This is a genomic window from Pseudoalteromonas denitrificans DSM 6059, assembly GCF_900112265.1.
GTDB lineage: Bacteria > Pseudomonadota > Gammaproteobacteria > Enterobacterales > Alteromonadaceae > Pseudoalteromonas > Pseudoalteromonas denitrificans.
The window spans coordinates 35,769-54,758 of sequence record NZ_FOLO01000031.1; the positions used below are offsets into that span (position 1 = coordinate 35,769).

The following is an 18,990-nucleotide window of genomic DNA, read 5'->3' on the forward strand; positions in this document are numbered from 1 at the left end:
ATACCAATTATTTTACCTTGGCTATCAAATATAAATTAGAATAAATTTTCAAGGGCACAGATCGATTATTCCAGACGAATCCTAAGTAGTAACATGCAGAAGGTAGATTGAAAGCTACGTCGCTATTATATATTTAACTCCTTTATCAGAGCTGCGCATTTAATAAAATTGGCTTGAATATTCAAAATAAATTTCAGATACAAAAAAAGCACCCTTAGGTGCTTTTTTTTGCTTTAAACAACAATTATTTGCTGCTAAGTGCACCAAAACGCTTGTTGAAGCGATCTACACGGCCACCAGTGTCAATTACACGTTGAGTACCAGTATAGAAAGGGTGACATTTGCCACAGATATCTAGGTGAATGTCTTTACACAAAGTTGAATTCATTTCAAATTTGTTACCACAAGAACATGACGCATTTACTGTTTCGTACTTAGGGTGAATACCTTTTTTCATTTTGGAAAACCTCTGTTAAGGCCGCATCGCTCTCCAAACCCGAAGTCTGGTACCATACGTTGTTAATATACATCAATCATAGATTGATAAGTTAGGGCGCGTATTTTAGACAAAAAGGATATGTTCTTCAAGTATTATTATATATATCTACATAAGGCAACTCAGTTCTACTTATGTATGCCACGAGTAATAAGATTAAAATTATAACTATCAAGCTCGCGGCGATTTTAGTAAATTATAACCATATAAAATTGAGTTTGTTTATTAATGAAAATTGTCGCCGTTGCTTTAAAAGTGCCTTTACATAAAACCTTTGACTATCTTTTACCTGATCCCCTACCTTTTAGTGTAAAACTAGGTATGCGAGTTGAGGTGAATTTTGCACGTCAGAAAAAAGTCGGAATAATAGTAGAAATTAAAAACGACTCTGATTTTGATATAAAAAAGTTAAAAAAAATAGACAATATTTTAGATCTGAATCCAATTTTACAGCCCGATTTACTTGTATTATTAAAGTTTGCGGCTAAATACTATTGCTACCCATTAGGCGAAACTTTGCAAATCGCTTTGCCAAAATTACTTCGGCAGGGAAAAAGTCCTGATAAAACCAGTATTAGTTATTTAGAGTTAACCGAACAAGGCCTAACAAGTAAATCACTTAAAGGGAAAAAACAACAAGCCTTATTAGAGCAATTAAAGGGTTCAGGTAAAACTCCGGTGACTGAATTAAAAGCTTTGGGTTTTGCAAGCCAAACACTCAAATCTCTAATAAAAAATAATCTCATTAGAGAATTTATTGAATTTGATGAACAATGGCAATCTCGAGAACTCACAGTAAACAATCGACTTAAGCTTAATGATGAGCAAGCAATAGCCTGTGCTGCAATCAACCAAAATGATGGATATAAAACTTTTTTATTGGAAGGAATTACAGGCAGTGGTAAAACCGAAGTTTATTTACAAGCTTTAGAAAACACATTAAAACATGGTCAACAAGCTTTAGTGCTGGTTCCCGAAATTGGCCTAACACCACAAACAGTTAATCGATTTCGCAGACGATTTCCCGATACACCGATTATGTTATGGCATTCAGCTTTAACTGATAATGAAAGATTACAAACTTGGCGCTTTTGTGAAAAAGGTAGTTGCGCCATAGTAATAGGTACACGCTCAGCTATTTTCATTCCTTTTGCAAAGCTAGGTATGATAATAGTCGATGAAGAACATGATGCTTCATTTAAGCAACAAGATACACTACGTTATCATGCCCGTGATTTAGCAAGTTTTAGAGCAAATCAGTTACAAATTCCCTTAATATTAGGCAGTGCTACACCTGCATTAGAAACATTGCACAAAGCCCTCATTAATAAATATCAATTATTAACATTATCTAAAAGAGCCCAAACAACTACAGATAACCAATATTTTTTGATTGATATGAAAGGTCAAGAAGAACATGCCGGCATAGCAGAAGCCAGTATAGGCGCTATAAACCAACATTTAAAAAAACAAAAACAAGTCATGGTCTTTTTAAATCGCAGAGGATTTTCTCCTACCTTGATTTGCCATGAATGTGGTTGGTTAAGCCATTGCGGACGTTGCAGTACTAACGCAACTTATCATAAAAGTATGCAAAGTCTTATTTGCCATCATTGCGGGGAGCAAAAGCCACCACCACATCAATGCCCTGATTGCGGTAGTACACAAATTGTACCTGCAGGTAAAGGAACTGAACAAATTGAAGAATTCTTACATGAGCAATTTCCTGATATTCCAATTAACCGCATCGATAGAGAAACAACCCGAAAAAAAGGGAGCCTAGAGCAAGCATTATCAGAAATAAATACTCCTGGCCCCCGTATATTAGTGGGCACTCAAATGTTAGCGAAAGGTCATCATTTTCCAGATGTAACTTTAGTGATTATTTTAGATGTAGATTCTGGATTATATTCCTGCGATTTTAGAGCTACCGAACATTTAGCCCAGCTAATTACTCAAGTTTCAGGACGAGCAGGCAGAAGTGGAGAAGCTGGACAAATCTTATTGCAAACACACTTTCCAGAACACCCATTATTACAAGATTTAATCAATAATGGTTACCAAGACTTTGCCCGGTATGCACTCTCAGAACGTGAAATAACTGATTTTCCTCCTTATTCAAGCATGGCTCTTTTTCGTGCCGAAGCCCATAGTATGCAGCTGGTTACAAGTTTTTTAAATTTACTTATACCCGAGCAACCGCTCCATGGTATACAATTGCTTGGACCAATCCCTGCTCCTTTAGAAAAAATAGCAGGTAAATACAGATATCAAATTCATATTCAATCAAATAACAGAGCGACTTTGCATCAATATATTTCACAATTAGTTGATTATTTATCCACAAGTAAACTAGCAACTAAAGTAAAATGGAGTTTAGATATTGACCCTATTGACATGGCTTAAAAAGTTAACCTGCTAAAATTTAAAGTAATATTTCAAACTGATGATAAGGCATAACTAGAAATACAATGGTACAACACGATTTTATAAACAAAAAACGCCCTAAAAAAGCAAATAAACAGCCAAAAAAGAAATATCCAATTGTATGGATAGTTTTAGCTATTATACTGACAGCTGCTGCTTGTTATGGCCTATGGTATATAACAACCCATAGTAAAGAGCAGAAACAAAATGAAAGAAAAAAATCAATAGCGACAAAAAAAGAGATAATAGCAAAACCTGTGATCTCTCCATTTATCGATGAAATTAAAGCAGACGATCTTGTAAAAGTAGAAGTAACCGAGATAGAGCAAAAAGGGCCCTATGTTATGCAATGCGGCTCTTACAAAACAAAAACACAAGCTGAAACCTTAAAAGCACAAATCGCATTTTCTGGTTTGATATCATTTATAAAACCTCAAGGTTCTTGGTTTAAAGTACGTTTAGGGCCTTATGAAACAAAACGCCTAGCAGAAAGTGACAGAAACAAACTAAAACGTGCAAAAATAAGACATTGTGATATTTGGTTCTGGAATTGATAATACCTTCACTACTTGAAATTAATATCTCCCTCCCCCATCTACTAGTCATTAGAGACTAAAACATAATAATACAAAGCGGCCTACGCTGCTTTGTATTCACATTACAAAAGAGAATAACATGACTACAATTGTTTCAGTACGTCGCGACGGTAAAGTTGTGATCGGTGGTGATGGCCAAGTTTCACTTGGCAATACGGTAATGAAAGGCAATGCAAAAAAAGTGCGCCGCCTTTATAACGATAAAGTAATTGCAGGCTTTGCTGGCGGAACCGCCGATGCATTTACATTATTTGAACGTTTTGAAAGTAAACTTGAAATGCATCAAGGTCACTTAACACGTGCAGCAGTTGAAATGGCGAAAGATTGGCGTTCAGATAAAATGCTACGCAAACTGGAAGCCTTATTAGCTGTAGCAGACGAAACCGCTTCACTGATAATTACGGGTAATGGTGATGTTATCCAACCTGAAAATGATTTAATTGCGATTGGTAGTGGTGGTGCATTTGCGCAATCAGCAGCAACAGCACTGTTAGAAAATACTGAATTATCTGCTCGAGAGATAGCTGAAAAAAGCTTAACAATCGCAGGTAACATTTGTGTTTTCACTAACCAAAACCATACTATCGAAGAATTATAATAGGATTTATTATGTCAGCTATGACACCAAGAGAAATTGTCCACGAGTTAGATCAGCATATCATTGGTCAAAAGAACGCTAAAAAAGCAGTTGCTATCGCATTAAGAAATCGCTGGCGCAGAATGCAATTAGATGAAGACTTCAGAGCAGAAGTAACTCCTAAAAATATATTAATGATAGGCCCAACTGGTGTAGGTAAAACTGAAATTGCACGCCGTTTAGCTAAGTTAGCAAATGCGCCTTTCATTAAAGTAGAAGCAACTAAATTCACTGAAGTCGGTTATGTAGGTAAAGAAGTTGAAACGATTATTCGTGATCTTGCCGATATTTCGATTAAATTAACGCGAGAAATTGAAACTAAAAAAGTAAAACATCGTGCAGAAGAAGCTGCTGAAGAGCGTGTTCTTGATGCTTTATTACCACCAGCTAAAAATACATTTGGTGATTCAGAACCTGCAGACAACTCATCTACAAGGCAAGTTTTCCGTAAAAAGTTACGTGAAGGTCAATTAGATGACAAAGAGATAGAAATTGATATTGCACAGTCTCCTGTTGGAGTTGAAATCATGGCACCTCCAGGCATGGAAGACATGACTAACCAACTTCAAAGCATGTTCCAAAACATGTCGAGCGATAAAAAAGCTTCTCGTAAATTAAAAATTAAGGAAGCATATAAACTCCTTATTGAAGAAGAAGCGGCAAAATTAGTAAACCCTGAAGATCTAAAAGAAAAAGCCATTCAAGCAGTTGAGCAAAATGGCATTGTTTTCATTGATGAAATGGATAAAATTTGTAAACGAGGTGAATCATCAGGTCCAGATGTAAGTCGCGAAGGCGTACAGCGTGACTTATTACCCCTTGTTGAAGGCACAACCGTAAGCACTAAACATGGCATGGTGAAAACTGATCATATGCTATTTATTGCATCAGGTGCTTTTCAAATGTCTAAACCATCTGATTTGATCCCTGAATTACAAGGTCGTTTACCAATTCGGGTTGAATTAGAAGCTTTAAGTGCAAATGATTTTGAACGGATATTAACGGAACCACACGCATCTTTAACTGAGCAATACTCTGCATTGTTAGGTACTGAGGGTGTTAATGTTGAATTCACACCGGATTCAATAGTGGCTATCGCAGAGTCAGCTTGGCGTGTAAATGAAAAAACCGAAAATATTGGTGCTCGTCGTCTTCATACAGTTATGGAAAAGTTAATGGAAGATGTTTCATTTGATGCATCAGAAAAAGCAGGTGAAGCATTAACAGTCAATGCACAATATGTAGAAAAATATCTGGGCAGCCTAGTTGAAAATGAAGACTTAAGCCGCTTTATTCTTTAATAAGTTTTCAGTTTAAATTAATTAAAAGCCATAGCTATTAGGCTGTGGCTTTCATAAAAAACACAGGACAATTTAAATGTCTGCATTAGTGACTAAACTTCATTACCATAAAAAATCCAAAATACTCGATGTGTATTTTGAAGTCACTTCAGATACCATTAATGTATGTAATTTAAGTGCAGAATATTTACGTACACACTCACCCTCAGCAGAAGTTCAAGGACATGGCGCTAAAGAAATAAAATTAGTCGCGAATAAGAAACAAGTTGAAATAAACAGCATTGAACCTATCGGTCATTATGCGGTAAAGCTAGTGTTTGATGACGGACATGATTCGGGTATATATAGCTGGCAATATTTAGAGTATTTAAATTTAAACCAAAATAAATTATGGCAAACATATTTGCAACGACTAACCAGGCATAATGCAAGCCGAGAACAGATAATTCCAATTAGAATACAATAAATGGTATTCCCAGCTAACAAGGTGCTATTCTTTCTTGCTAACTGACAATAAGCAGTAATAATCCTCTAAAAAAATAATTTCTTTTTAATAAAGCCTCTTTTTTAAAGACGCTCATATAACTATATAAACTTTAAACTTTAAACTTAGCGATGGCCGAGTGTAATACTCTTGCTTGTTCAGAAACTTCCTCACTGGTATGCGCATTTTTACTTGCATGTTCAGTTGCTTGCTCAGCAATATCCCTTATTTTTACCACGTTTTTATTCACTTCTGACGCAACTAAGTTTTGTTCATCAATCGCAGTCGCTATTTGAGTGCTCATATCCATAATATTTTGCACGTCTTCAGTAATTGATTGTAATAGTTCACCTGCTTTTGAGGCCTGCGCAGAACTAGCATCCCCCTGAACACTGCATTGCTGCATTAAAGATACAACTTGCTGTGTTCTTTGCTGCAAGGTATTTATGATACTTTCAATTTCTTGTGTTGATTCTTGCGTTCTTTGTGCTAATGATCTGACTTCGTCAGCCACAACTGCAAAACCTCGCCCCTGTTCACCCGCTCTTGCAGCTTCTATTGCCGCATTTAAAGCAAGTAAATTCGTTTGCTCAGCAATACCTCTTATAACATCTAATACGGAACCTATGGTTTCTCCATCTTTTTCTAATTGCGATACGACTTCTGATGCACCTTCAAGTGAAGTTGATAGTTCAGAAATACGCGATACTGTTGAATTAACCTCACTTTTCCCCTCTAAGGCACTTAAATTAGTAGATTCAGCTTTATGTGCTGCCGCCTCAGTATTATGAGAAATATCTTGAATAGTAGCCTGCATTTGTGTTGCTGCTGTTGCAACCATATCTGCTTCATGTAACTGCTCTTGCATACCATCGCTGGTTGCTGAGGTTGTTTCTGCTAAATCCCCTGTTGCTATATTTAATGTTGTAAGTGCCGCATTCACTTCAAAAATCAGTGTTTTAAAGTCTGAAATTAAACCATTAAAATCATGGGTCATAGCAGAAATTTCATCATTGCCCTTATCAAAAATAGATACTGAAAGATCGTTTTCTCCTCTAATTTGATGAATTGTTTTACATACTTTATTTATCGGAATAATAATCGAACGACTTGTTAAATAAACCAAAAACATCACTAACGCAAGTGATATACCAAAAACAGTAAAGGCTGAAACCTTAGCTTGAACAGAAGCAGAACTTGTCATTTCGTTAGCTTCTAACAACATTTTAGTAAACATAGCATCAGTACTTTTTATCGATACTCTCATTCTACCTAATGCCCCAAGTCCCATATTTAAACCCAAAGCTTCACGGCTTCTAACTAACTTAGTAAATTTAGATTTATATACACTCAGCATAGATTCTAAGTTTTTTATTGTTTGATCAGGTAAGCCAGAAGATTCAACATCTTGATTAAGCTGCTGAATGTTATTTTCAAATTTATTTAAATATTTTAAGTCATGCCTTAACATAAAATCTTTTTCATTACGCCGTAATTGCAACATACCTGCAAGCAACTTATATGATTTATTTTGTTTTAATAAATCTTCAACTTGATGTACAGCATCTCTCAACTCACCATATAAAGCATCTTTAGGGTGTAAACCTATCTCTCTTTGCAAGCTAACAACATGATCAAAATCTTGTTTGTATTGCTTTACTAAGCTTTCAAATTTTAATAGCTTATTCTGATCTACCGACATGTCTGCATAATATACTTTAAGCTCTTCTAGCTTTTTTAACATTCCATTATATTTTGTTTCAAACTTGTCTAATGCTTTTTGTTTTTTGTATACCAAAAAATCCTTTTCATCTTTTCGCATGCCTAATTCCATTGCATTTAACTCTCCGGTTATGCCTGTTACAGCATTCAGAGTTTGCATAGTTTGAGCTTGAAACATAATTACTATCAACATCACCATCATAGCAATAGCAACTACCAAAGCATTTATTTGTAAACGCATTTTAATTGATAAGCGCTCTAATAGACCCATACCCTTATTATCCCTACATTTATAAATATTTTTTAAGTATAGATAATAAATATAAAACTGTTTACTAATATCAAAAATCAATAGCTTAATATAAATATTGTCTTGATTTCCAAGCTAGGTATACTAATACCATTGCTATCAGAACCTGCTTTTAAGACTTTTTAAAGGATCACAACATGGAATACAATACATCTGCATTATGTGATAAATACCCTAATCTAATTGATGTTTTAGAACCTATGTTCATAAACTTTGGTGGTAGAACGTCATTTGGTGGACAAGTTAAAACAATTAAATGTTTTGAAAGCAATGAATTGATCCGAGATATATTAGAACAAGATGGAACAGACACAGTACTTTTAATTGATGGCGGAGGTTCAACACGCCGTGCCTTAATTGACATCGAACTTGCTGAACTTGCACTAGAGAATAATTGGCAAGGTTTGGTTGTGTATGGTTCTGTACGCCATGTTGATGAGTTAGAAGAGCTAGATATTGGCATTCAAGCCATAGCCTCTATACCTGTAGCTGCCGATAGCAATGGCCATGGTGAAACAAATATAGGTGTTAATTTTGCTGGAGTTTCATTTTTTGATGATGATTATATATATTCAGATAGTACTGGCATGATTTTATCTCCTGAGCCACTTGAATCCGAAGAAAACTATTCTGTAGATGGATAATCCGTTTAATAAGTCTCTAGTTTAATAAAACCATCAATCGAGATGATAAGGAATAATATTATCATCTAATTTTTTTTGCCATTGCGTTAACCAACTAGACAAACCTTCTGAATGTAAAGGCCTAGTAAATACATACCCTTGAGCACCATAACAGTTAAAAGCCCCAATAAACTCAAGCAATTGCTCCGACTCTATCCCCTCACAAATGACACGTGTTTGTAAATTATTACCCATATCAATGATGCCCCCTAATAAAGTCCGTGCATTTACATTACGACTAAGCTCTTTAATAAGGTGTTCATCTATTTTAATGTAGCTTAAAGGCAAATGAGATAAGTTCGAAAGAGATAACGGACTAGCACCCACATCATCTAAACAAATAGGAAAGCCTATCGATTTGAGCCTTTTTAACATCATAGAACCGCTATCATCAAAATTTGTTAGAATATTTGCAGGGCATTCAATAATAATATCTTGCGTTGTTAAATTATGTTCTTTTAATATGAGATCAACTTTTTCAATAAATTCATCTTGCAATAATTCTGCACCAAATAAATTAATACTCACAGGTATTTTTATATTTTGACATTTTAATGCGAGCGCAATTTCAGCCGCTTTTTCAAATACCCATATTGCAACATCATACGCTAAACCAGCTAACCTTATTTCATTCACAAAAAAGGCGGCATTCAACACCCCTTTATCAGGATGTTTCCATCTAAGTAATAGTTCAACAAACTCAACTTTATTTGTTTCTAATACAATAATTGGGTGAAAATATAATTCAAAGGCCTCATCAAAATTCAAAGCAGCTAATTCACCAATGATTGTTAATTGTTGCTGTTGCTCTAAAGACATGTGTGGTTGATATTGTGCAATACGCTCACCTTCATACTGAACGCTATCAATTGCTAAATATGTATTTTCAATCAAACTTTCAATAGTTGCATTTTTGTCACCTTGAGCAAAAGAAGCTTTCAATGAAACACTATGTGAATGACCTTTTATCACAGAGGCTTGCTCCGTTGCAGCTTGAATTTGGTGAATGAGTTTTTCATGCAAATGCTGATGTTTACCATTGCCTATAATAAAAACAAAATCAACACTGCTTATATGAGCCAGTTTTATTTTTTCATCATTTTGCTCCAACATCGTAATTAAATCATCATGGTGTAATTGATTTTTAATACGCGTTGCTACTTGCGTTAATAATATATCACCAAATTCATGCCCTAACCTTTGATTAATTTCAATCAAACCATCAAATTTTAACAATACAAAAAGGCACTCTTCATGCCCTTGTTTACGCCAATTACTGAAAGCCTGCTTTAAAAGAGCACGATCTGGCAATAACAACCCTTGAGTTCCATTGTGTGTATATAGCTGACGAATATTGGTAGTTTCATTATTTTGAAAATTTAACTGTGTTATTACATTTGATTGTGAAAGTAAAAGGACGACGGAGATCAGTGAGAAACTACTTAAGGGTATAACGGAAATCCAAACTAGCGCTGATAAGCTAACAACTAGACCCAAGATACAAAATACACCAATTTTAATTTTGACATTTTTGAATGACAGGCTACATAAATAAATAATATGTATTAGGTTCAAAGATAAAAATACAAATAAAAGCCAGATACTATCAAAACTTAAAAATAATAAAGCTGTAATTGCAGATGCTAAATTTAGTAATCTGTGAGTAATTACTTGCGTTATCTGCATACATAAAAATAATGCTAAAAACACCATTCCAGCAAAAAAACTATTTAAATGCCCAGTTACTGAAGTTGTTGATGCATACGTAATAGGTGCATAAAAAATCATAGCTAAAATAAACAGTATGCTAAATCGATACATTCATCAGCCTCTTTATGATATTTCAGTGCCACATAAATTAACGTATTCAATGAAAATTAAAGTAGCACATGTATTAAGGGAGTATATCTTAAATTACGACATTCTCACCATCAATCCACTGTTTTTCAAGTGGATTAACCCCAAACTGATAAGCAAGTTCTGCTGGATGAGTAATATCCCACAAAACCATATCAGCTCGCATTCCTTTCGCTATAATTCCCCGATCATTTAACCCTAATGCCTTGGCAGCATTTACTGTTACACCCGCTAAAACATGTTCTGGTGTCATACTAAAAAGTGTACAACCCATATTCATCATTAACTTTAGTGAACAAACGGGAGATGTGCCCGGATTAAAATCGGTTGATATCGCTATTGGCACATTATATTGTTGTAGTAGCTTTATCGGTGGTAATTGTGTTTCCCTTAAAATATAAAATGCACCGGGTAATAACACTGCAACAGTACCTGAAGCAGCCATAGCTTTTACGCCTGCTTCATCCAAAAACTCGATATGATCAGCAGATAAACCTTTAAATTCAGCGACTAATTCAGCGCCTTTTAAATTAGAAAGTTGTTCCGCATGAAGTTTAACAGGTAAACCTAAAGATTTTGCTTTTTCAAATACTTTACGTGTTTGTTCATTTGAAAAACCCACACCTTCACAAAAAGCATCTACGGCATCGGCAAGACCCAGCTGCGCGACTTTAGGCATCATTTCTTCACACACTAAATCTATGTATGCATCTGGATCATTTTTGTATTCTGGAGGTAGAGCATGTGCGCCTAAAAATGTTGTTTTAACATCAACTTTATGATGCTCACCTAGCAACTTAGCGACACGAAGCATTTTAATTTCAGATTCTGTATCCAAACCATAACCAGATTTGATCTCAACAGTTGTTACACCTTCACTATATAACGCATTTAATCTTTTTTTAGCAGTAACAAACAGTTCTTCCTCAGAAGCTAAGCGTGTTGCTTTTACGGTTGAAACAATACCGCCCCCTTGTGCAGCGATCTCCTGATATGAAACACCTTGTAAACGCATTTCAAATTCACGCGCACGAGAACCACCAAATACTAGATGAGTATGACAATCTATCAGTCCTGGTGTTAACCACTTCCCTTTAGCTGCTACAACGGGCGTAGATAAAGTATCAAACTCAGGTAAATCCTCATATTTTCCTAACCAAGCTATTTTTCCATCTTTGAGTGCTAAAGCTGCATTTTCAATTGTGCCATAAGCTTTTGAAATTGTAGGGTCCATAGTGGCTATATTCACGTCAATTATAACTTGGTCAAACTCTTCAACTAAATTCATATCAATCCAAACCCCAATAAAATTTTAAATAGTCTAACACTAGAGCTTGTATATACAAGTAATGTATGTCACTTTATAATAATAGATATACTCTATTTACAATCAACTCACTTAACAAGATACAAATGGTATTGACGATGATTAAACCTAAATTTGCACAAATTAAGCGCTTTATTATCGACAAAATAAAGTCAGGTGAATGGCCTGAGCATAGCCGAATTCCATCAGAAAACGAACTTACAGTGCAATTTTCTGTGAGCCGAATGACTGCCAGACGTGCCTTAACTGAACTATCAGATGAAGGCATTTTAACGCGTTCACAAGGTTTAGGTACTTTTGTTGCAAGCTTTAAATCACAATCATCTTTATTAGAAATTAAAAATATAGCTGATGAAGTAAAAGATCGAGGTGGTCTTTATTCTTGTACTCCTATCATTTTAGAGTCAATTGAAGCGATCGCGCCAATTGCCATTGCCTTGGGTGTTGAGATAGACTCGGTAGTTTATCGTACTGTACTCGTTCATTTAGAAAACGAGAAGCCAATACAGGCAGAAGAACGTTTTGTGAATCCAGAACTTGCACCTGAATATTTACAACAAAACTTTGAGCATATCACGCCACATGAATATTTATGTCAAGCAGCACCACTTACAGAAGCAAGACATACCGTCGAAGCAGTCATACCTTCAGCTGATATATGTGAGTGGCTTACATTATATAATGAAGAACCCTGCTTACAAGTTATCCGACGAACCTGGTCAACAAAAGGCGTCGTAAGTTTTGCCCGCTTAGTATCTCCAGGTTCTAAATATCGCTTAGGCGGCCATTTAACATTCAAAAAATAAATGACTAACTTAACCTTAGCTAAAAAGATAATTTAATTTTAAAAATAAAACCCTATCCTGCTATCGGTTTTTTAGCAATTCAGTAAAGCTGTTGCTAATGATGGATAATAATACCTATAGCCCAGTTGTGTAATTTTATTGCCATCAATAATGCGATTTTCAACCTCATAATGACTAAAACTAGGTTCCATATTATTTAATAACTGACACGCTTGAGAATAAAACTTTTGTTTTGACGGATGATCAGGCGCCGTTAAATTATAAATATTATCAGCATGTTGCCAATGATTTAATAAATATATAATGCCATAAATCGCATCTTTTTGGTGCAACATATTAACACTTGCCAGAGCACTCGCATTTAATCTTTTTCCTGCAACAAACTGACCTGGATGACGATTCCTCCCCATTAAACCTGCAAGCCGTACCACTTTACCTTTATCACCTAATCGCAATACTAATTGCTCTGCTTGCTCTAATAGTTTTTGTTTATTCGTGACATGGCTTATTATACTTTTCTCATCAAATACTTTCATTTCACTTGGGTATATCCCCGTAGATGAGCATAATAAAAAACCTTTCATTTTTAATTTATTAGCAAGCTTTAAAGCATGCTCCAAACTCGCTACATAATTACTTTTTGGTGTGATACAAGAAACCCAATAAGCATCTTGTAAATCAATATTATGCTTTAGCTCTAAATTTTCATTTACATAGTAAAACTGCAACTTTTGCTTTTGTGCTTCTTGCTCTGAACGTATTGTTGCTTGAGTAAATACTCCATTTTCATGCAAAATACTCATTAATTCTTTACCAAGCCAACCTGCGCCTAAAATAACAACTTTTTTAAATGTATTTTTCATTAACAATTAATCAATATAGTAGTAGTTAGATAAGATATATGATTATATTAACATTATCTATTGAATGACGAGCTGTAGTAAATATTATGTTTCAGAATCTCTCTATTAGAAAAAAAATTCTCTTTTTAATTGGTGGTACTATCACCATATTATTGATAATAGCATCAACTTATTTAGTTAATCATATCGCTTCATTATCTAGAAGCTCAGTTGAAAATGAAGCTAAGAATTATCTTGAATCTCAAAAATTATCTATTGAATCATATTTCACACAATATGGACGTTTAGTTGAAACATTTGTCACCAATCCCCATTTTATTAAATGGTTTGAAAACTATGATGATCGTACCATTGACCTTAATACTTCAGAGGGTTTTAAAGAAGTAAATCAAGATTTCATCCGTATAAGTAGCAATGACGATAATATTCTCTCTGCTTTTTTTGGCTCTGCTAATACTGGCGTTTATTTCAGAGAAAACGCACGCACATTTGAAGCCAAAGGTGAAGATTATTACACTTATAAACGCCCATGGTGGAAAGAAGCACTTGCATATAACAAACTCTATGTCGGTTCTCTTTCAGTTGATTTTTCAGAAGGCACAGTTTCTTCTGCCTTACAACAACCAGTTTACAACAAATCAAACCAACTTATTGGCATTGGAGGCATAGATCTACAACTTAATAAAATTGCAGATATGATTGAAACAATTAACTTTAATGGTCAAGGTTATGGTTTTTTATTAGACGAAAAACAAAAAGTTGTACATCTTTCAAATAAAACAGCTCACAAGTTATCAATTACCGATGAAGACCCAAAAGGAAAACAAGGTTTAGATGCACTTGATACTGCATTTCAAAATACATCTGGTTTTTCTGAATTAAACTATGCCATGAAATCAAACCTTGCAGGTAATAGTACAGTATCATTCAAAGGCAAAGACTATTACGTTGTATATAACCGGTTACAATTAGATAAGCCTCTTTTAGATTGGTATGTTGGTTTATTAATCCCGATGAATATCATAGAAGATCCTGTAGATAATGCTGTTTTTACTACTAGCATGAGTGTATTAATTATTTTATTAATTATAGTGGCCGTTATTTTTTGGGCAACTCAGATGATCAGCAAACCTATCATAGAATTAACGGAAATAATGCAGGACATTGCATCTGGAGATGGGGATTTAACTAGAAAAATAGATATTCAAAGAACCGATGAAGTTGGCCAACTTGCAGAGCATATGAATAATTTCATCAGTAAATTACACGCTTTGCTATCAAGCACAGCGAAACAAGCCGAACAAGTAGGCGTAGCATCAGAACAACTCAGTAAAGTTTCTTATGAAACAAATTCAGAAATACAGCAAGAAAAGCAACAAGTTGATAGCGTCAGCACAGCCGTCACTGAGATGGCAACTACAGTTCTAGAAATATCACGCAATGCACAAGAAACAAACACCGCTGCCGAAGAAGTCCAAAGCCTAACGAAAGTAGGCACGGGAATTTCTAATGATGCACAAACAGCGATGACAACTTTAGCTACACATATCGGAGAAGCTTCACAAATTGTATCAGGGTTGGAACAAGAATCAGGTAATATCGGAGCGGTAGTTGATGTAATCAACTCTATTGCTGAACAAACAAATTTACTTGCTTTAAATGCAGCTATAGAAGCCGCTAGAGCGGGTGAACAAGGTCGAGGTTTTGCTGTTGTTGCCGATGAAGTTCGCTCACTTGCAAGTCGCACACAAGAATCAACCGATGATATTAGAAATATGATCACTAAGCTGCAGCAAATAGCACAACAAGCCTCAACTATGATGCAACAAGGTAAAAATCAGGCCGAAAATTCAGTAACGCAAACGCAAGATGTTTTAGACTCGCTTAAAGCGATTAGTCATTCCGTTGCGGTCGTGCAAGATCAAAGTCATCAAATTGCTACGGCAACCGAGCAACAAACTTTAGTTGCTGAAGATATTAATACAAGCCTAAATGCAATTAATGATTTAGTAAATAATACTTCTGAGCATGCAAATGAATTAGCCAGTGAAGCAAATGATTTAAATGAACTTGCTTCTGATCTTAATACGAGCGTTAATCAATTTAAACTTTAATGATGTATACTCAAGACCTTGATTCATTCAAGGTCTTTATTAACTTTAATCAAAATACCAATATCCTAAATTAATCCAATCTAATAATAAGTCAGTTAAATATTCATTATTTAATATCGGATTTAGCATATCCAAAGATAAACTGTGATGATCACATAACAAATAAATAATGGATGAAAATTCAGGTGCCAATTTTATCTGTTCGCCATTAATATAAAAAACCCCCTGTGAAACAGATCTTTCAAAATACAAACACCGTAATCCTCCCAATCGAATCAGTTCTTTTTGTTGAATATTCTCAAATAAATATACAGTATCAAAGCTAAAAATTTCCTCAGGCAAATCAAGTTCACATTTAGATTGTGTTAAATAACAACCCGAAAATTCACTGATCAAATTATCATCTAAAGTATTAAATAGCTGATTTTTGATTAGTGAAAAATCAGTATTATCAATTACACCACTGCAAATATTTAATTTCCTATCAGGATCTTCTATTTGATCTGACGCTAATTCTTTATCAATTAAATGATCAGCCAGTGCACTATGCATCTCTTTTGCTGATGACGTACGATAACCCACTGAAAAGCTCATTGACTCTTCTATTGTCACACCTTCATGAGGAAACCTTGGTGGTATATACAAGATATCACCTGGTAATAACTCGACATCAATAATAGAGTCAAATGCTTCTGTATGTAATAACGCTGGATGCGCAGCAAACTCCTGATGCTCACCTTTATCACCGACTCGCCAACGTCGACGACCAGAACCCTGACAAATAAATACATCATAAAGGTCTATATGTGGTCCTACACCACCGCCAGGTGTTGCATAGCTCACCATGACATCATCAAATCGCCAACGAGGAATAAAATCAAAGCAGTCTACTAAATTAGATATTTCAGGCACCCAATTGTTGACAGCTTGAACAAGCAAAGACCAACCTGATTTACCTAACCTTTCATAAGTTTCAAAAGGACCAAATTCTGCATGCCAATTATCATTTTTTTGATACACAATCCGTGACTCAACTAAGTCATCACATGCTAATCCGGCTAACTCATTGGGAGTTAAAAAATCTTGAAAATCCTTAAAACCTTGTCGAATTACTAAAGGTTGTTTTTGCCAATATAAAGCTAAGAAATCAGCTGGTGTTAATTGATTTAAATTAAGTTGAAGCATAAATATTGCCTGATAATATTTTTAAACAGGATATCAACTCGTTTTTAACTGAAAGCTCGATAAGATCAAAAGTTCAATAACTAATTTTATAATTTATATCACAAACCTTAATTTCTTACTTTTATTTTAACTAGGTTCATGCTTTAATCGAATACAACCAACTCATCCGACCAGTAAAATAATAAATTTCATTTGGAGAAAGCAAAATGCCGGAATATAAAGCACCACTTCGCGATACTAAGTTTATAATGCAAGAATTATTAGATTGTGAAACTCATTATGAAAAGCTTGGTTATGAAGATGCTACTCCAGATATGGTCGATGCTATCTTGACCGAAGCAAGTAAGTTCACTGAACAAGTAATTGCACCATTAAATCAAATAGGTGACCAACAAGGTTGTCACTGGAATGAAGGAGTGGTGACCACACCTGATGGTTTTAAAGATGCTTATAATCAATACGTCGAAGGTGGCTGGCCGACTCTATCACAAGATATAGACTTTGGCGGCCAAGGTTTACCCCACTCTTTGAATAATGCTGTTTCAGAAATGATGTCAACTGCTAATCATAGTTTTGCTATGTATCCTGGCTTAAGCCATGGCGCTATTGCAACTTTAGAAGATCATGGTTCCGATTTACAAAAAAAAATGTTCATGCCAAATTTAGTATCTGGTGAGTGGACTGGCACAATGTGCTTAACGGAAGCACATTGTGGCACTGATTTAGGCATGTTACGTTCAAAAGCTGAACCAAATGAAGATGGTACTTATAATATTACAGGTTCAAAAATATTTATATCTGCTGGTGAACATGACTTATCCGATAATATTATTCATATCGTCCTAGCACGCCTACCGGGAGCACCAGCTGGCGTAAAAGGTATCTCATTATTTATCGTACCTAAATTTAATGTGTCTGAAGATGGACAAAAAGAAGATAAAAACCAAGTAGCTTGTGGATCTATTGAGCATAAAATGGGGATCAACGCAAATGCCACCTGCGTAATAAACTTTGATAATGCCAAAGGTTATTTAATTGGTGAAGAAAACCGCGGTTTAAACTGCATGTTCACTTTCATGAATTCAGCACGTCTAGGTGTTGCAATGGAAGGAGTAGCAGCAGCAGAATTAGCATTTCAAGGTTCTTTAGCTTATGCAAAAGATAGATTACAAATGCGCTCGCTATCAGGTGTTAAAAACCCAGAAGGTACTGCTGATCCTATTATAGTTCACCCAGATGTACGTCGTATGCTACTGACACAAAAATCAATTGCAGAAGGGGGTCGAGCTTTAATAAGTTATTTAGGTCAATTAGTCGATATTACTCATGCCGAAAAAGATGAAACTCTAAAAGTAGAAGCAAATAACAAACTCGCTCTGTTAACTCCCATTGCTAAAGCATTTTTAACCGAACTTGGATTTGAAAGTGCAAGCCATGGTGTGCAAGTATATGGTGGTCATGGTTTCATCAAAGAATGGGGCATGGAACAAATTATGCGAGATACTAAAATTAGTTGCCTTTATGAAGGTACAACCGGTATTCAAGCACTCGATTTAATAGCACGTAAAGTCCTAGGTTCAAAGGGTAAATTATTAGAAGTTTTTGCTAGTGAAGTAGCTGGATTTTGCCAACACAATGCTACAGATGAAAACATGAAAGAGTTTATTGAACCTATTATGAAAAACATAGGTCAATGGCAACAATTAACACAAACGATAGGTGATAAAGCAATGGCTAACCCAGATGAAATGGGTGCCGCATCAGTCGATTATTTAATGTTCTCAGGGTATGTAACTTTAGCGTATTTTTGGGCTCGTATGGCTAAAACAGCTCAGCAAAAGCTGGCTGAAGGCACTGATGAAACTAAATTTTATGAAGCAAAAATTAAAACTGCACGCTTTTACTTTCAACGCATGTTACCAAGAGCAAAAGGTCACGTTGCATGTATTTTAAATGGTGCAGACTCATTAATGGCACTTGATGCAGAAGATTTTACTTTTTAAATCCAACTTATAAAATAAAACTAAACCCTTTGGCCAAATTAATGATTTAAATTTATTGTTTGGCCATTCATTTATTCAAACTACTTCCCAAATATTTATACAAACGTTTACATAAGCCTAGACATCATTCCTGACAATGATTAACTTATAATCAATAACGTAACTTAATACATGGAAAT

General features: G+C 35.1%; 15 protein-coding genes. 9 read left to right on the top strand and 6 right to left on the bottom strand.

The annotated features are described in order from the left end of the window. Positions 1-244 precede the first annotated feature (244 nt). A complete protein-coding gene (gene rpmE / locus BM088_RS16970) occupies positions 245-457 on the bottom strand; it encodes a 50S ribosomal protein L31 (RefSeq protein ID WP_091987044.1) in 213 nt (70 codons plus the stop codon). Between the two features lie 267 nt (positions 458-724). On the opposite strand from rpmE, the gene priA reads away from it, so the two are divergent. The 5 genes from priA to BM088_RS16995 all read left to right on the top strand — a co-directional run bounded on the left by priA (position 725) and on the right by BM088_RS16995 (position 5,923). After that, entirely contained in the window at positions 725-2,902 is a 2,178-nt protein-coding gene (gene priA / locus BM088_RS16975) for a primosomal protein N' (RefSeq protein WP_091987047.1), read from the top strand. 65 nt (positions 2,903-2,967) lie between these two features. Further along, a complete protein-coding gene (locus BM088_RS16980; RefSeq protein WP_091987051.1) occupies positions 2,968-3,477 on the top strand; it encodes an SPOR domain-containing protein in 510 nt (169 codons plus the stop codon). 121 nt (positions 3,478-3,598) lie between these two features. Next, positions 3,599-4,117: an ATP-dependent protease subunit HslV gene (gene hslV, locus BM088_RS16985; protein WP_091987056.1), complete on the top strand. Its 519-nt coding sequence runs from the start codon at positions 3,599-3,601 to the stop codon at positions 4,115-4,117. A gap of 11 nt (positions 4,118-4,128) precedes the next feature. Then, on the top strand, positions 4,129-5,457 hold the full coding sequence (hslU, locus tag BM088_RS16990) for an ATP-dependent protease ATPase subunit HslU (RefSeq protein ID WP_091987060.1): 1,329 nt from the start codon (positions 4,129-4,131) through the stop codon (positions 5,455-5,457). 76 nt (positions 5,458-5,533) lie between these two features. Beyond that, a complete protein-coding gene (locus BM088_RS16995) occupies positions 5,534-5,923 on the top strand; it encodes a gamma-butyrobetaine hydroxylase family protein (RefSeq protein ID WP_091987064.1) in 390 nt (129 codons plus the stop codon). Between the two features lie 130 nt (positions 5,924-6,053). On the opposite strand, the gene BM088_RS17000 is transcribed toward BM088_RS16995, so the two are convergent. After that, the gene (locus tag BM088_RS17000) at positions 6,054-7,934 is read right to left on the bottom strand and encodes a methyl-accepting chemotaxis protein (RefSeq protein ID WP_091987067.1); all 1,881 of its coding nucleotides are present in this window, start codon (positions 7,932-7,934) and stop codon (positions 6,054-6,056) included. A 176-nt stretch (positions 7,935-8,110) separates the two neighbouring features. On the opposite strand from BM088_RS17000, the gene rraA reads away from it, so the two are divergent. Next, on the top strand, positions 8,111-8,617 hold the full coding sequence (gene rraA, locus BM088_RS17005) for a ribonuclease E activity regulator RraA (protein WP_091987071.1): 507 nt from the start codon (positions 8,111-8,113) through the stop codon (positions 8,615-8,617). A 33-nt stretch (positions 8,618-8,650) separates the two neighbouring features. On the opposite strand, the gene BM088_RS17010 is transcribed toward rraA, so the two are convergent. Together BM088_RS17010 and hutI are read right to left on the bottom strand one after the other, a co-directional pair. Beyond that, positions 8,651-10,477, bottom strand: coding sequence for a GGDEF domain-containing phosphodiesterase (locus BM088_RS17010; RefSeq protein WP_091987074.1), 1,827 nt, complete (start codon positions 10,475-10,477; stop codon positions 8,651-8,653). Between the two features lie 88 nt (positions 10,478-10,565). After that, positions 10,566-11,801 carry an imidazolonepropionase gene (gene hutI, locus BM088_RS17015; protein WP_091987077.1) on the bottom strand — a complete coding sequence of 412 codons (1,236 nt, stop codon included), beginning with the start codon at positions 11,799-11,801 and terminating at the stop codon, positions 10,566-10,568. 137 nt (positions 11,802-11,938) lie between these two features. Here hutI and hutC point away from each other — a divergent pair, with 137 nt between their 5' ends. Further along, positions 11,939-12,646 (top strand): histidine utilization transcriptional repressor HutC, encoded by a 708-nt coding sequence (hutC, locus tag BM088_RS17020; RefSeq protein WP_091987079.1) that lies wholly within the window; start codon positions 11,939-11,941, stop codon positions 12,644-12,646. A gap of 71 nt (positions 12,647-12,717) precedes the next feature. Here the strand turns inward: hutC and BM088_RS17025 are convergent, their stop codons facing one another. Next, positions 12,718-13,509 (bottom strand): Rossmann-fold NAD(P)-binding domain-containing protein, encoded by a 792-nt coding sequence (locus BM088_RS17025; RefSeq protein WP_091987082.1) that lies wholly within the window; start codon positions 13,507-13,509, stop codon positions 12,718-12,720. A gap of 86 nt (positions 13,510-13,595) precedes the next feature. On the opposite strand from BM088_RS17025, the gene BM088_RS17030 reads away from it, so the two are divergent. Continuing rightward, positions 13,596-15,623: a methyl-accepting chemotaxis protein gene (locus BM088_RS17030; RefSeq protein WP_091987085.1), complete on the top strand. Its 2,028-nt coding sequence runs from the start codon at positions 13,596-13,598 to the stop codon at positions 15,621-15,623. 45 nt (positions 15,624-15,668) lie between these two features. On the opposite strand, the gene BM088_RS17035 is transcribed toward BM088_RS17030, so the two are convergent. Then, a complete protein-coding gene (locus tag BM088_RS17035) occupies positions 15,669-16,808 on the bottom strand; it encodes a ribosomal protein uL16 3-hydroxylase (RefSeq protein WP_091987088.1) in 1,140 nt (379 codons plus the stop codon). A gap of 206 nt (positions 16,809-17,014) precedes the next feature. Here BM088_RS17035 and BM088_RS17040 point away from each other — a divergent pair, with 206 nt between their 5' ends. Beyond that, complete coding sequence (locus BM088_RS17040) at positions 17,015-18,811, top strand: acyl-CoA dehydrogenase C-terminal domain-containing protein (RefSeq protein ID WP_091987092.1); 1,797 nt, start codon at positions 17,015-17,017, stop codon at positions 18,809-18,811. Positions 18,812-18,990: the final 179 nt, after the last annotated feature.

Excerpts from the sequence above, each read along its gene's own strand:
- rpmE (WP_091987044.1), bottom strand. The coding sequence starts at position 457 with ATGAAAAAAGGTATTCACCCTAAGTACGAAACAGTAAATGCGTCATGT.
- priA (WP_091987047.1), top strand. The coding sequence starts at position 725 with ATGAAAATTGTCGCCGTTGCTTTAAAAGTGCCTTTACATAAAACCTTT.
- BM088_RS16980 (WP_091987051.1), top strand. The coding sequence starts at position 2,968 with ATGGTACAACACGATTTTATAAACAAAAAACGCCCTAAAAAAGCAAAT.
- hslV (WP_091987056.1), top strand. The coding sequence starts at position 3,599 with ATGACTACAATTGTTTCAGTACGTCGCGACGGTAAAGTTGTGATCGGT.
- hslU (WP_091987060.1), top strand. The coding sequence starts at position 4,129 with ATGTCAGCTATGACACCAAGAGAAATTGTCCACGAGTTAGATCAGCAT.
- BM088_RS16995 (WP_091987064.1), top strand. The coding sequence starts at position 5,534 with ATGTCTGCATTAGTGACTAAACTTCATTACCATAAAAAATCCAAAATA.
- BM088_RS17000 (WP_091987067.1), bottom strand. The coding sequence starts at position 7,934 with ATGGGTCTATTAGAGCGCTTATCAATTAAAATGCGTTTACAAATAAAT.
- rraA (WP_091987071.1), top strand. The coding sequence starts at position 8,111 with ATGGAATACAATACATCTGCATTATGTGATAAATACCCTAATCTAATT.
- BM088_RS17010 (WP_091987074.1), bottom strand. The coding sequence starts at position 10,477 with ATGTATCGATTTAGCATACTGTTTATTTTAGCTATGATTTTTTATGCA.
- hutI (WP_091987077.1), bottom strand. The coding sequence starts at position 11,801 with ATGAATTTAGTTGAAGAGTTTGACCAAGTTATAATTGACGTGAATATA.
- hutC (WP_091987079.1), top strand. The coding sequence starts at position 11,939 with ATGATTAAACCTAAATTTGCACAAATTAAGCGCTTTATTATCGACAAA.
- BM088_RS17025 (WP_091987082.1), bottom strand. The coding sequence starts at position 13,509 with ATGAAAAATACATTTAAAAAAGTTGTTATTTTAGGCGCAGGTTGGCTT.
- BM088_RS17030 (WP_091987085.1), top strand. The coding sequence starts at position 13,596 with ATGTTTCAGAATCTCTCTATTAGAAAAAAAATTCTCTTTTTAATTGGT.
- BM088_RS17035 (WP_091987088.1), bottom strand. The coding sequence starts at position 16,808 with ATGCTTCAACTTAATTTAAATCAATTAACACCAGCTGATTTCTTAGCT.
- BM088_RS17040 (WP_091987092.1), top strand. The coding sequence starts at position 17,015 with ATGCCGGAATATAAAGCACCACTTCGCGATACTAAGTTTATAATGCAA.